Annotated in this window: 9 protein-coding genes; 4 read left to right on the top strand and 5 right to left on the bottom strand. The window is 64.3% G+C overall.

Annotated features, from left to right (window positions below; genetic code table 11):
* Positions 1 to 268 precede the first annotated feature (268 nt).
* The 3 genes from ACE04A_RS23775 to ACE04A_RS23765 form a co-directional block, all read right to left on the bottom strand.
* The gene (locus ACE04A_RS23775; protein ID WP_259250719.1) at positions 269 to 1,747 is read right to left on the bottom strand and encodes an efflux transporter outer membrane subunit; all 1,479 of its coding nucleotides are present in this window, start codon (positions 1,745 to 1,747) and stop codon (positions 269 to 271) included.
* Positions 1,748 to 1,813: 66 nt separating this feature from the next.
* Positions 1,814 to 5,029, bottom strand: a complete 3,216-nt coding sequence (locus ACE04A_RS23770; protein WP_259250717.1) for an efflux RND transporter permease subunit — start codon at positions 5,027 to 5,029, stop codon at positions 1,814 to 1,816.
* Between the two features lie 26 nt (positions 5,030 to 5,055).
* On the bottom strand, positions 5,056 to 6,252 hold the full coding sequence (locus ACE04A_RS23765) for an efflux RND transporter periplasmic adaptor subunit (protein ID WP_279995428.1): 1,197 nt from the start codon (positions 6,250 to 6,252) through the stop codon (positions 5,056 to 5,058).
* 386 nt (positions 6,253 to 6,638) lie between these two features.
* Here ACE04A_RS23765 and ACE04A_RS23760 point away from each other — a divergent pair, with 386 nt between their 5' ends.
* The 4 genes from ACE04A_RS23760 to ACE04A_RS23745 all read left to right on the top strand — a co-directional run bounded on the left by ACE04A_RS23760 (position 6,639) and on the right by ACE04A_RS23745 (position 10,849).
* Entirely contained in the window at positions 6,639 to 7,733 is a 1,095-nt protein-coding gene (locus ACE04A_RS23760; protein WP_448716693.1) for a LysR family transcriptional regulator, read from the top strand.
* A gap of 152 nt (positions 7,734 to 7,885) precedes the next feature.
* Positions 7,886 to 9,001, top strand: a complete 1,116-nt coding sequence (locus ACE04A_RS23755) for an AI-2E family transporter (RefSeq protein WP_259250713.1) — start codon at positions 7,886 to 7,888, stop codon at positions 8,999 to 9,001.
* A gap of 117 nt (positions 9,002 to 9,118) precedes the next feature.
* Positions 9,119 to 9,901 (top strand): phytanoyl-CoA dioxygenase family protein, encoded by a 783-nt coding sequence (locus ACE04A_RS23750; protein WP_448716691.1) that lies wholly within the window; start codon positions 9,119 to 9,121, stop codon positions 9,899 to 9,901.
* A 120-nt stretch (positions 9,902 to 10,021) separates the two neighbouring features.
* Positions 10,022 to 10,849 (top strand): IclR family transcriptional regulator, encoded by an 828-nt coding sequence (locus tag ACE04A_RS23745; RefSeq protein WP_485820578.1) that lies wholly within the window; start codon positions 10,022 to 10,024, stop codon positions 10,847 to 10,849.
* Positions 10,850 to 11,061: 212 nt separating this feature from the next.
* Here ACE04A_RS23745 and dapA read toward each other — a convergent pair whose 3' ends face one another.
* Together dapA and ACE04A_RS23735 are read right to left on the bottom strand one after the other, a co-directional pair.
* A complete protein-coding gene (gene dapA, locus ACE04A_RS23740; protein ID WP_259250709.1) occupies positions 11,062 to 11,967 on the bottom strand; it encodes a 4-hydroxy-tetrahydrodipicolinate synthase in 906 nt (301 codons plus the stop codon).
* A 36-nt stretch (positions 11,968 to 12,003) separates the two neighbouring features.
* Positions 12,004 to 13,779 carry an ABC transporter permease subunit gene (locus ACE04A_RS23735; RefSeq protein ID WP_485820577.1) on the bottom strand — a complete coding sequence of 592 codons (1,776 nt, stop codon included), beginning with the start codon at positions 13,777 to 13,779 and terminating at the stop codon, positions 12,004 to 12,006.
* Positions 13,780 to 13,782: the final 3 nt, after the last annotated feature.

Raw genomic sequence — 13,782 nt, 5'->3', positions numbered from 1 at the left:
CATGATGGGTTACGCGCGATCGGCGTTTGGGTGCTAGGCGCGGTCTTGCCGCGCTTCACCCATCCTACCGACGTTGCGGCGGCATTGTCATCGTAGGATGGGTGCAGCGCGGCAGGATTTTCAATAGAACGAAATTGCCAATCGCGCGAAACCCATCAAGCAACGGTCCAGTTCTTTTGAAGCTTAGCCACACAGCAACCGTTGCATGATGGGTTACGCGCGATCGGCGTTTGGGTGCTAGGCGCGGTCTTGCCGCGCTTCACCCATCCTACCGGGCGGCCACCGTATCCGGCGGGACGGGGTTGTCCCAGCCGCCGCCGATGGCGCGGATCAGGGCTACCGCCGAGCGAGCCTGTTCGCCGCTTAACTGCACGGCAACGCGTTGCTGCAATAGCACGCTGCGGTCGGCTTCGATCACGTCCAGGTAGCTGATGCTACCTTCGCGATATTGCGTGTGCGACAGCATCGCGGCGCGGGCCGAGGCTTCGACCGCGGCGTCTTGCGCCTTGGTCTGGTCGGCCAGGATGCGCAGGTTGGCCAAATTGTCTTCGACCTCGCGGAATGCATTAAGCACCGTCTGGCGATACACGGCAACGTCTTCTTCATACACGGCGCGGGCGCGGTCCAGGCCGGCTTGGCGGCGGCCGCCGTCGAAGATCGGCATCGACAGCGCGGCGCCCACCAGCGGGCCCAGCAGGAACGTGCGGCTGGACCACTGGAACAGGTTGCCCAGATCGGACGACTCGTAGCCAAAGGCGCCGGTGATGTCCAGGCGCGGGAAGAACGCGGACTTGGCTGCGCCGACGCGGGCATTGGCGGCGGCCATGGCGCGTTCGGCGGCGGCGATGTCGGGGCGGCGTTCCAGCAAGGTGGACGGCAAGCCTGCGGGAATCGACAGCGCCACCTTTTCAATCGGCTGCGGCGGCATTGTGAAGTCAGACGGTGCGCGGCCCAGCAGCACGGCCAGCGCGTGTTCGGCGGCGGCGCGGCGGCGGTCGATGCCCAGCGCTTCCGACTGCGCAGACGCCAGCTCGGACTTGGCGCGGGCCAGGTCCAGTTCGCTGATGTCGCCGGCATCGTAACGGCGCTGGATCAATTGCAGCGTGTCGGTGCGCAGCTTGACCGTCTGGTGGTAAAGCTGCGATTCGGCGTCCTGTTCGCGAACCAGGAAGTAGGTCGAGGCCACGTCGGCCTGCAAGGCCAGCAGCACCGACCGGTACAGCGCCTCGCTTTGTTGGGCGTCGGCGGTGGCGGCATCGGCGGTGGAGGCCACGCGGCCAAACAGGTCGGCTTCATACGACACGGCACCTTGCGCGCGCCACGTCGTCACCGGGCTGGTGGACGTGCCGTCGGGCAGGCCTTGCGACACGGCCGAGGGGCGCTGGCGGTTCGGGCCAAAGGCCGCGTCCAGCGTCGGGAAAAAGCCGGCGCGGGCTTCGCGTTGCAGCGCGCGCGACTGTGCCAGGCGGGCGGCGGCGGCTTGCAGGTTCTGGTTGGCCTGCTGCGCTTCTTCTTCCAACTGGTTCAGGCCTTCGTCGCCGAATACCTTCCACCAGGCGCCGCGCAGCGCGTCTTCCGACGGTTCGGCGGGCTTCCAGGTGCCGGCTTCAGACGCGGGCAAGGCCGCTTCCTTGAAGGCCGCCGGCGCGGCGGCGGATGGCTTTTCGTAGGTGGGGCCCACCGCGCAGCCGGCCAGCACGAGCAGGACGGCAAGCAGGGCGGAACCGCGGGTCAGTCTTTGGATCATGATGAATTCTCTTTGGCGCGCGCCCTGCCTTGTGAGCAGGACGCGCTGGCTTCTCTTCTGCCTGCGTTAAGCGTGAGGCTGCGTGGTGGGCGGCGCGTTCGTGTCGATGTGCGGCGCGCACTCCGGCGCTTCATGCGGGGCCGCCGAATGCAGCGGCTTGCCGCCCAGCGAACGCAGCAACACGTAGAACACCGGCGTCAGGAACAGGCCGAACAAGGTCACGCCCAACATCCCGAAGAACACGGCCACCCCCATGGCATGGCGCATTTCCGAACCGGCGCCCGACGACAGCACCAGCGGCACCACACCCATGATGAAGGCGATGGAGGTCATCAAGATCGGGCGCAGACGCAGGCGGCTGGCTTCAATCGCGGCTTCCAGCGGCGTGCGGCCACTCATCTCAAGCTCTCGGGCGAACTCCACGATCAGAATCGCGTTCTTCGCTGACAAGCCCACCAGCACCATCAAGCCGATCTGCGTGAAGATGTTGTTGTCGTTGCCCGTCAGGTACACGCCCGTCAGCGCGGCCAGGATGCTCATCGGCACGATCAGGATCACGGCCAGCGGCAAGGTCAGGCTTTCGTACAGCGCGGCCAGCACCAGGAACACCAACAGCACGCTGATGGGGAAGACCCACAAGCCGGCATTGCCCGCCAGGATTTGCTGATACGTCAGGTCGGTCCATTCGAACTTCACGCCACGCGGCAGCGTTTCGGCGGCGACACGTTCGGCCGCGGCTTGCGCCTGGTCAGACGAGTAGCCGGGCGCCGGGCCGCCGTTGATGTCGGCGGCGGTGTAGCCGTTGTAGCGCACCACCATTTCCGGGCCGAACGTTTGGTTGACCGTCACCAAGGACGACAGCGGCACCATGTCGCCCGCCGCGTTGCGGGTCTTCAGTTGCAGGATGTCGTCGGCATGCGCGCGGAACTGGGCATCGGCTTGCGCCCGCACCTGGAACACACGGCCGAAGCGGTTGAAGTCGTTCACGTACATCGAGCCCAGGTAGATCTGCATGGTGTCGAACACTTCCGTCACCGGCACACCCAACTGCTTGGCCTTCACGCGGTCCAGGTCCACATCCAATTGCGGCACGTTGATTTCATAGCTGGAGAACGCCGGGCCCAGTTCAGGCGTTTCACGCGCCTTTGCCAGGAAGGCCTGCTTGGCCTTGTCCAGTTCGGCATAGCCCAGTGCCGCGCGGTCTTCCAGTTGCAGCTTGAAGCCGCCCAGCGTGCCCAGGCCCATCACGGGCGGGGGCGGGAACACGGCAATGAACGAGTCCTGGATGGCGGCAAACTTCTGGTTCAGCGATGCGGCAATGGCGTCGCCGGAAAGCTCGGCGCTCTTGCGTTCACCAAAGGGCTTGAGCGTGACGAACACGATGCCGGCGCTGGAACTGTTGGTGAAGCCGTTGATCGACAGGCCGGGGAACGCGATGGCCGATTGCACGCCGGGTTCCTTCAAGGCGATGTCGCTCATGCGGCGGATCACCGCTTCCGTGCGGTCCAGCGACGCGCCGTTGGGCAACTGCGTGAAGCCGATCAGGTACTGCTTGTCCTGCGCGGGCACGAAGCCGCCGGGCACCAGGTACGACACGCCAAGCGTCGCGGCCACCAGCACCGCGTACACGCCCATGGCGCCCGCCTTGCGGCGGATCACGTTGGACACGCCCGTGCCGTAGGACTCGGACGCGCGGCCGAACATGTTGTTGAACCAGTTGAAGAAGCGGCCGAAGACGCGGTTCATGCCACGGGTCAGCCAATCCGGCTTGTCGTGATGGCTCTTGAGCAGCAGGGCCGACAGCGCGGGCGACAGGGTCAGCGAGTTGAAGGCCGAGATCACCGTCGAAATGGCGATGGTCATGGCGAACTGCTTGTAGAACTGGCCGGTCAGGCCCGTCATGAAGGCCAGCGGCACGAACACGGCGCACAGCGTCAGCGCGATGGCGATGATGGGGCCGCTGACTTCACGCATGGCCCGATACGTCGCGTCGCGTGGACTCAAGCCCGCCGCGATATTGCGTTCCACGTTTTCCACCACCACGATCGCATCATCCACCACAATCCCGATGGCAAGCACCATCCCGAAGAGCGACAGCGCGTTGATGGAATAGCCGAACATCAGCAACAGCGCGAACGTACCCACAATGGAAACCGGCACGGCCAGCAGCGGAATGATCGACGCACGCCACGTTTGCAGGAACAGGATCACCACCAGCACCACCAGCGCAATGGCTTCCAGCAGCGTGTGCACCACGGCTTCGATACTGGACCGCACGAACTGCGTGGGGTCGTATTCGATGCGGTATTCCACGCCCGGCGGGAAGTCTTGCGCCAGCTCGGCCATGGCGGCGCGCACCTGGGACGATACGTCCAGGGCATTGGCGCCCGGCGACTGCATGATGCCCATGCCCACCGCCTGCTTGTTGTCCAGCAGCGAACGCAGGCCGTATTCCTGGGCGTCCAGTTCCACGCGGGCGACGTCGGACAGATAGGTCACGGCGCCATCGGGCGAGGTCTTCAGGATGATGCCGCGGAATTCTTCCTCGGTTTGCAGGCGGCCACGTGCATTCACGTTCAGTTGCAGCGGCACGTCGCCTTGCGTGGGCGATGCGCCGATCACGCCGGCGGCCACCTGCACGTTCTGTTCGCGGATGGCGGCCACGACTTCCGACGCGGTCATGCCGCGCTGCGCCACCTTTTGCGGGTCCAGCCAGATGCGCATCGAGTAATTGCCCGAGCCCCACACCGTGACTTCACCCACGCCCGTGATGCGGGCCAGGCGGTCCTTGATGTTCAGGATCGCGTAGTTGCGCAGGTAGGTGATGTCGTAGCGGTCGTTCGGCGAGATCAGGTGCACCACCAGCGTCAGCGTGGGCGAACTCTTGGCCGTGGTCACGCCCAGGCGCTGCACGTCCGGCGGCAGGCGCGGCAGCGCTTGCGACACGCGGTTCTGCACCAGTTGCTGCGCCTTGTCCGGGTCCACGCCCAGCTTGAAGTTGACCGTCAGCGTCAGGTTGCCGTCGCTGTTGGCCTGCGACTGCATGTACAGCATGTCTTCGACGCCGTTGATGGATTCTTCCAGCGGCGAAGCAACGGTCTCGGCGATGACCTTGGGGTTGGCGCCCGGATACTGCGCGCGCACCACCACCGACGGCGGCACGACTTCCGGGTATTCGGAAATGGGCAGTTGGAACATGGCCAAGAGGCCCGCCAACAGCACCAGGATGGACAGCACACCGGCAAAGATCGGCCGGTCGATGAAGAACTTTGAGATATTCATGAACGTTCTCTGAAGACGCGCGGGCCTTACTGGGCTTGGGCCGCGGCGGTCTGCACCGGGGCGCGCTTGGCGGCGACCATGGGCACGACGGTGGGGGTCACGGCGTCGCCGGGGCGGATGCGTTGCAGGCCGTTGACGACAATGCGGTCACCGACGGCAAGGCCGGAATCCACCACGCGCAGGCCTTCCTGGTTGGCGCCCAGCTTCACTTGGCGGTAGACGGCGTGGTTCTTGTCGTCCAGGACAAGCACGTAGCGCTTGTCCTGGTCGGTGCCGATGGCTTTTTCATCGATCAGCACGGCGGAACGGGGCTCGCTGCCGCCCAGGCGCACGCGGGCATACAAACCAGGCAAGAGCGAGCCGTCGGCGTTGTCGAACTCGGCGCGCACGCGGATCGTGCCCGAGGTGGCGTCCAGGCGGTTGTCCACCGATTGCACGACGCCCGTGCGCGAATAGCCTTCTTCGTTCGCCAGGCCCAGCTCAACCGGCACCGAGCCGGCCTTGCCATTGCGGGCGGGGTTGACGTACTTCAGGAAGGTTTGTTCGTCCACGTCGAACGATGCGTACATCTTCGACACCGACACCAGCGTGGTCAGCGGCACCGAACCGGCGCCGGCGGCTACCACGTTGCCCTCGGTGACTTCGGCGCGAGACACGCGGCCGTCAACCGGCGCTTCGATGCTGGTGTAGCCCAGGTTCAGCTTGGCGTAGTCCAGCGCGGCCTGCGCACCTTGCAGGTTGGCGGCGGCTTCGCGCGAGGCGTTCTGCTTTTCCTCGAAATCGCGGCGGGCGATGGCGTTGTCTTTCAAGAGGCGCTGGCCGCGCGCAAGATCGGCGGCGGTGTAGGAGGCGCGGGCGCGGGCGGCGGTCAAGGCGGCCGCGGCGCGGTCCACCTCGGCCTTGTAGGGGCGCGGGTCGATGGTGAAGAGCACGTCGCCCTTCTTGACGATGCTGCCGTCCTGGAAATGCACTTTGGTCAGGGTGCCCGACACCAGCGGGCGGATGTCGACGCGGTCGATGGCTTCCAGGCGGCCGGAATAGCGCTGCCAGTCCACGATGGTCTTGTTGATCACTTCAGCCACTTCCACGGGCGGGGCGGCCGGGGCGCCCTGGGCCATGGCGACATTGCCGCCGGCGGGGCCACGGGTCAGGGCGTAGCCGCCTCCGGCCGCCAGCACGGCAGCAAAAACAACGAGCAAAGCAATACGATTACGCGAAACCATGATGTTTCCTTGAGTGGTATAGGTGCGAAAGCGCGCTTGTTTGGGCCTGGGGCGGAGGCGGCCGCGGCGGTCGGGCATGGCAGTCCTGAGCATCCCCGGGGAATTTGCTTATGCTGCAACGCAGCATTCAACAAGGTCGGGGTCCCTAGGCAGAAAACCCAGTTGGCGGCTGGTTTCTACAGGGGCGGAAAGCTGAGGATTGACATGCCCTGTGGGGTCGCCGGGAGGCAAGGGCACTTCAAGATGGTTTGCATTCTGAGTGTTTTGTGGGGCCGGATAAACTCAGTTATTTCGGCAACACTGTTCGACACGGATGACTAATCAGCGCCGAAATCGGGTTATGCTCCGTTCACCCCGACTTATTTGCCCAAAAGGACACCGTTGCCATGGACCGTTTTCAGGCTATGCAGGTGTTTGTGCGCGTCGTGGACGCCAACAGCTTCACGCGGGCGGCCGACAGCCTCTCGCTACCGCGCACCACCGTCACCACCATCATCCAGAACCTCGAACGCCTGCTGGGCGTGCGCCTGCTCAACCGCACCACGCGCCGTATCGGCCTGACGCCGGACGGCGCGGGCTATTACCAGCACTGCGTGCGCATCCTGGCAGACGTCGAAGAAACCGAGGCCTGCTTCCAGGAAGCGGCGCTGCGCCTGAAAGGGCGGTTGCGCATCGATGTGCCGACCTGCATCGGGCGGCTGATCCTGATTCCCTCATTGTGTGATTTCCACGACAAATACCCCGACGTCGAGCTGGTGCTAGGCCTGGGCGACCGCCCCGTGGATATGGTGCAAGAGGCCGTGGACTGCGTGATCCGCGCGGGCGACCTGGAAGATTCCAGCCTGGTGGCGCGCCGTATCGGCACCCTGCAGACGGTTACCTGCGCGTCGCCCACCTATGTGGCGCGCCATGGCATGCCGCAAACCATCGAGTCGCTGCGCGACCACCACGCCGTGCACTACTTCATGAGCCGCACGGGTCGCAACTGCGCCTGGGATTTCAAGGTGGACGGCAAGCACCAGGAAGTGGACATGAAGGGCACGGTGGCGGTGAATGAAGCTGGCGCCTATCTGGATTGCGGCTTGAAGGGATTTGGCCTGATCCAAGTGGCCCGCTATATGGCCTTGCCTCACTTGCAATCGGGCGAACTGATCGAGATCCTGCCGCAGTGGAAGCCCAGCTCCACCCCCATTTCGGTGCTGTATCCGCAAAGCCGGCAGTTGTCGCCCAAGGTGCGCGCGTTTACCGATTGGGTGGCGGAATTGTTCGCCGGATGCCCGCTGCTTAGCGGCCGGGATGAAACCGACCCGGCGGCAGCCAGTTGCGGCGTTTACCAGCGTCAACTGGGCATGCCCAGCGCCATGACGATGGGCGCGCCGGCGGCTCAGCCCCAAGTGCAGCCCCAGGCCGGACCCGTATTGGCCCAAACCCCGCCGCGCCGTCGCAGCCCGCGTGAAGAGGCAGCCGAGTACGCGCTGTAAGCTCCCTGGCGTGGTGCGTCCGATGGCGCGCCACGCAGCCAGACCACGGGAAACCCCGTAGTAAATACAGGGATCGTGTCCCTCGTATTTTTTGAAACGTCTGTATAGTCCGACAGTCAAAGCCTACAACGCCCTTACTGTCGATCCGCTCTATGCAGCCTGTACTTCCCGCTTACCTGATCGCCCGTTGGCTGCTGCTGCTTGTGCTGTTGGCTGGGGTGTACTTCCTTAGCGGCTTCCTCGTCCCCGCCCTGGCGGCAATGATTATCGGCCTGGCCAGTTGGCCTTTGTACCGGCGCTTGGTCGTGCGCTGTGGCGGCCGCACGGCGATAGCGGCTACCTTGGCGTTGCTGATGGTCATCGTGGTGCTGATCGTGCCGATGTCATTCGCGCTGTCCTACGCCATCAAGGAAGCCAGCACCTTCTTCGCCTGGGCCATCGCGGCCAACCGCCACGGGGTGGCGGTGCCCAACTGGATCTCGTCCTTGCCGGTCTTTGGCGAACGCCTGGGCCAATATTGGGAATCGTATATCGGCCAGCCGCATGCGCTGGGCGAACTGGTCGAGGCGGTCAGCGGCGAGCATCTGGGCAACATCTACCGCATGGTGCTGGCGGCCACGGGCAACGTGTTCCAGCTTCTGCTGACCGTATTGTTCATGCTGATCACGCTGTTCTTCGTCTACAAGGACGGCGTGCGCATGGTGGCGCAATTGGACGTGCTGGGCGAACGCATCCTGCCGGCCCGCTGGCAGCGTTTTTCGCGCGTGGTGCCGGCCACCATCAATTCCACCGTCACCGGAATGGGCCTGATCGCCTTGGGCGAAGGCCTGGTGCTGGGCATTGCGTACTGGGTGGCGGGCGTGCCGTCGCCGGTGCTGCTGGGCGTGGTCACCGGCTTCATGGCTTTGATACCGGGCGGCGCACCGCTGTCGTTCACGCTGGTGTCGCTGTATCTGGTGGGCTCCGGCCATCTTGTTGCGGGCATTGCGCTGATGGTCTGGGGCAGTGTCGAACTGTTCATCGTCGACAAAACGCTGCGCCCGCGCCTGGTGGGCGGCCCGGTCAAACTGCCGTTCCTGCCGACCTTCTTCGGGCTGGTGGGCGGCGTGAAGACGATGGGTATCGTCGGCTTGTTCGTGGGCCCGGTGCTGATGGCGCTGCTGGTGGCCGTCTGGCGTGAATGGGTCCACCACGAGGTCCAGGAACTGGACGCCGGGCGATCCCAACGGCCTTTGCCGCCCCAGGTTGAAAAAACCCCGTCCACCTGACGCGCGGCCGCGGACGCTTTGGTAATCTAGCCATCCCCGCGTATACCGGCGCCTGACCGGTACGCGCCTGCCCCGCACGCAGACGCTTCGCAACCGCCGCGGGGTGTGAGGATCGAGATGTCCGGGTTTCTGCATGATGATCAGATAGCCGTCCTGCGCAAGCAGGGCTTTGTGGTGGCCCGTCAGTTCGCGGACCCCAGCCAGGTGGCCGCGCTGCGCGCCTTGGCCCAGCGCCACTTGGCGGAGCATGTAGCGCCCATCGAATACGAAGCCGATCTGCAATACCCCGGCGCGCCGCCATCACGCGGGGCCGAAGGCGGCCTGACGGTGCGGCGCCTATTGAACGCCTACGCCCGCGACCCCTTGTTCGCGCAATGGGCAACGGACCCGCGCATTGGACGGTGGCTGGCGCGTTACTTTGACGAACCGCCCGTGCTGTCCACGGTCCACCACAACTGCGTGATGACCAAGCACCCCGCCTACGGCAGCCTGACGGGGTGGCATCAAGACATTCGATATTGGTCGTTTACGGACACCGACCTGGTTTCCTGTTGGCTGGCCCTGGGACCCGAAACGCGCAACAACGGCGGTCTGTCTTTCATCCCGGGTTCGCACGCGGCGGCCTTTGCGCCCGAACAGTTCGACGAGAAGAAATTCTTTCGCGAAGACGCGCCGCAAAACGCCGATTGGATTGCGCGCGCGGTGTGCCCCGAGCTTCAGGCCGGCGACGTGGTGTTCTTCCACTGCCGCACCTTGCACGCGGCGCAGGGCAACCGTAGCGATCAGGTGAAGTTGTCGGTGGTGCATACGTATCACCCCGCGTCATGCCACCCCGTGGCGGGCACCCGTTCGGCATCGCAGCCCGGGGTGCGGCTGGTGGCGCCCGTCGAAAGTGATTGATATCTGCTATTAGTAATTGAACTACAATTAAATCAAGCGCAATACGCGATGCCGGGCCGGCAAATCCCGCATCGCGTTGATGTTTGCGTGGCCTCCCTAGAACTCAATAGGCTGTTCCCCGTGCGCAAAAAAAACATCGACGACACGCAAGAACCGCAGGCGCCCACCGCAACCCGGTCGTCGCGGTTTGTCGGCTCCACTGAAAAAGCATTTCAGGTGCTGCACGCCTTCGACGGTTCCAAACGGCACATGACCCTGGCCGACATCGCGCGTGAGTCGGGCCTGGACCGCAGCGCCACGCAGCGCCTGGTCTACACGCTGGAAACGCTGGGCTACCTGCGCCGCATTCCCGATACGCGCAACTATGGGCTGACGCCGAAGGTGCTGCAGTTTTCGTACAACTATGTGCGTGCGAACGAGCTGATCGACAAGGCATCGCCGTATCTGCTGGACATCAGCCGCACCTTGGGTGAAACGACGAACCTGCAAGAGCTGGACGGCCACGAGATCGTCTTCGTCGCGCGGTTTCCCGGCCATCATCTGGTGAACGTGGACATCGCCGTCGGCAGCCGCCTGCCGGCCTTTTTCACGGCGTCGGGCACGGCGATTCTGTCACGCCTGTCGGATGAACATCGCCGCGAGATTCTGGCGCAGACCAGGCTGGAAGCGATCACGCCGTACACCGAAGTGAACCCCGAGAAATTGCTGGACCGCGTGCAGCGCGTGGCCGAGAAGGGCTACGCGATCATCGTGAACGAGACGGTGTTGGGTGATATTTCAGTGGCCGCGCCCGTGACGGACCATCGCGGGTTCGCGGTGGCCGCCATCAATATTTCGGTGCCGACGACACGTTGGACGGTGGCCCGCGTCGAAGCCGAATTGGCCCCCCACGTGCAAGTGGCGGCCACGTCGATTTCAAAGTCGAAGTTCGCGGGGTATTCGAGGTAGGTGGAGGCGGCTGTGATGGGTTCCGTGCGCTAGCCGCCAGCATTCTGCTGCACGCCCACACGCACTTCACCCATCCTACGATGTGACGTGCAAGCATCCCACCGTAGGATGGGTGAAGCGCGGCAAAGTCACCGCAAGAACGCCAACCCCCATCGCGCGCAACCCATCACACAGCGCAAGCCGAAATCCCACCCACGCCGACACCCCCCCGCCTACTTCACCCCTTCAAACTCCTCCAACAGCGGCACCAACTCCTTACGCAACGCCGCTTGCAACCCCTCCGCCGGGGCCACCAACGGGTCCAGCACCTCGGGCGCATTCACTCCAATCAAATCCATCACCGACTTCATCGGCCCCGGATTCGTTTCCGCAAACGCCAGATTCATCAACGGAATCAAACGGCGATGCAGCGCCATCGATTCACTCGTGCGCCCTTCCAACGCCAACGAAACCACCTGCTTCCACGCCGACGGCAGCAGGCTGGCCGTCACCACGATCCCACCCTTCGCGCCGGCGGCCAAATGCACCGGCAGCAAGGTATCTTCCCCACTGAACACCGCGAACGACTCATCCACCCCCGCCACCGTGCGCAGGAAGTGATACATGTCCGTATTGCAGGCCTTCATGCCAATAATATTTTCATGGCGCGACAGCTCATGCAGCACCTCCGGCGCAATCGCAATCCGCGTGCGGTACGGAATTTCGTAGATCATCACGGGCAGCGGCGACGCATCCGCGTAGCGCAAAAAGTAATCGCGTATCCCCGCTTGCGTCGGCGTCGTATAGTACGGCGTCAGCACCATCAAGGCATCCGCGCCGGCATCCGCGAACTCCTGGCCCGCTTGCAGCGCATCATGAAAGCCCGGGTCCAGCACGCCGGGAATCACCGGCACGCGGCCGGCTACGGCGTCCACGGTCAGCTTGCACATCCGGATGCGCTCGGCGCGGGCCAGCGCGCCGTACTCGCCCGTACCGCCCAAGGGCACGATGCCGTCGATGCCTTGCTTGAGCAGGTAGGCGATCAGCGCCTGGGCCGCCTTAACGTTGATGGTGTCGTCGGCGTTGACCGGCGTCGGGATCGCGGGAAAGACTCCGCGCAGATGGGTTGCGTTCAGCATGTTGGGGTTCCTAAAGATAAATCAAACGCGCCGGGTTCAGTTGGCCAAGCTGCGGCGGCGCAGCCTGTCGGCCAGCCAGATCAGCGCGGCAATGAAAATGAACAAGCAGGTGGATACCGCCGCAATCACGGGTGAAATCTGCAACGTCACCTCGTCCCAGAACTGCTTGGGCAACGTGGCGTTCAGACCGCCCGAGGCGAACAGCGCAATCGTCAATTCATCGAATGACGTGGCGAATGCGAACAGGAACGACGACATCAGCCCCGCGCCTAGAATCGGAAACGTCACGAAGCGCAGCGTGGACCAGGGACCCGCGCCCAGGCTTTGCGCCGCCAGATCCAGCCGCGTGTCGTAGTTGCGCAGCACCGCCATCATCGTGATCACCACGTACGGCACCGCCCCCACCGTATGCGCCAGGATCAGCCCGATCATCGAGCCCACCAGGCCCACGCGGGCGAAGAAATAGAACATGCCCACAGCGATGATCATGCGCGGCACCACGATGGGCGACAGCACGAAGGCCAGCATCGCCGACTTGCCGCGCATGTTGGCGCGCACCAGCAGGAAGGCGGCGGGCGTGCCGATCAGCATCGCCAGCAAGCCCGTGCCTACCCCCACGATCAGCGACCGCGTAATGGCCTGCATCCATACGGGCGACGTGAACATCTGCTCGTACCATTGCAGCGAAAAGCCCTTGGGCGGCCACGTCAGCCCGGACCCGGAATCGAACGACAGCGGGATCATCAAGAAGGCCGGCGCGCTAAGAAACGCCAGCACAATCAGCACCATCCACCACAGCGTGCGTGACTGCCCGGTGCCCGAGACCGACCGCCGCATGCGCTTGGGCAGCAGTGCGAACAGCGCATCGGACACGTTGGCCAGCACCGTCAGCACCGCATCACCCGCGCGGCGCGACACGCTTTCCTTGCCTGACGCACGCACACGGGTGGATGCGCCGCCCGTCATGGTGGACAGGCCCAGCACCTTGTCATAGATGGCGAACACCACCAGCACCACCACCAGCAACAGCACCGACACCGCGCCGGCGAACTCCCAGTTCATGGTCTGCTGCACCTGGTCGATGATGATCTGGGTGATCATCGTTTCCTTGCGCCCGCCCAGCAGCGCGGGCGTGATGAAGAAGCCGATGGCGGTCACGAACACCATGATGGCCGCCGCCGCAACACCCGGCATCGACAGCGGGAAATAGATCTTCCAGAACGCGGTGCCAGGGCGCGCGCCCAGCGTGGACGCGGCGCGCGGCAGGTTGCGGTCGATGTTCTCCATGACGGACAGCATCGTCAGCACCGCCAGCGGCATCAGCGCATGCACCATGCCCACCAGCACGCTGCCGAAGTTGTAGAGCAGGTTGGCGGGCGCATCCAGGATGCCCAGCGCTTGCAGCAACTGGTTCACCACGCCATTGCGGCCCAACAGCACCACCCACGCAAAGGTGCGCACCAGGAAGCTGGTCCAGAACGACAGCAGTACCCAGAACAGCAGAGAGGTCTTGCGCTTGGCCGTCAGGCTGGAAATCAGATAGGCCACCGGGTAGCCTGCGACCACCGAGAAGAAGGTGGTCCATAACGAGATCTTCAACGTGATCAGCAGCACGTTGATATACACCGACGATTCAAACAGCCGGTGATACTGCGTCAGCGTAAAGCCCTGGTCGCCGACGAAACTCAGCAACAGCAACTGGCCGACCGGATAGATCAGCAGCACCAGCAGCAGCACGACCAGCGGCGCCGCCATCAGGAAATGGCGGCGGCCGGGGCTCATGCGCTGGCGAGGGGTGGCAAGGGTAGTCATGCG

This window comes from Achromobacter colocynthidis (assembly GCF_057334535.1).
This window is presented reverse-complemented; position numbering and strand designations above follow the sequence as displayed.

Excerpts from the sequence above, each read along its gene's own strand:
- ACE04A_RS23775 (WP_259250719.1), bottom strand. The coding sequence starts at position 1,747 with ATGATCCAAAGACTGACCCGCGGTTCCGCCCTGCTTGCCGTCCTGCTC.
- ACE04A_RS23770 (WP_259250717.1), bottom strand. The coding sequence starts at position 5,029 with ATGAATATCTCAAAGTTCTTCATCGACCGGCCGATCTTTGCCGGTGTG.
- ACE04A_RS23765 (WP_279995428.1), bottom strand. The coding sequence starts at position 6,252 with ATGGTTTCGCGTAATCGTATTGCTTTGCTCGTTGTTTTTGCTGCCGTG.
- ACE04A_RS23760 (WP_448716693.1), top strand. The coding sequence starts at position 6,639 with ATGGACCGTTTTCAGGCTATGCAGGTGTTTGTGCGCGTCGTGGACGCC.
- ACE04A_RS23755 (WP_259250713.1), top strand. The coding sequence starts at position 7,886 with ATGCAGCCTGTACTTCCCGCTTACCTGATCGCCCGTTGGCTGCTGCTG.
- ACE04A_RS23750 (WP_448716691.1), top strand. The coding sequence starts at position 9,119 with ATGTCCGGGTTTCTGCATGATGATCAGATAGCCGTCCTGCGCAAGCAG.
- dapA (WP_259250709.1), bottom strand. The coding sequence starts at position 11,967 with ATGCTGAACGCAACCCATCTGCGCGGAGTCTTTCCCGCGATCCCGACG.
- ACE04A_RS23735 (WP_485820577.1), bottom strand. The coding sequence starts at position 13,779 with ATGACTACCCTTGCCACCCCTCGCCAGCGCATGAGCCCCGGCCGCCGC.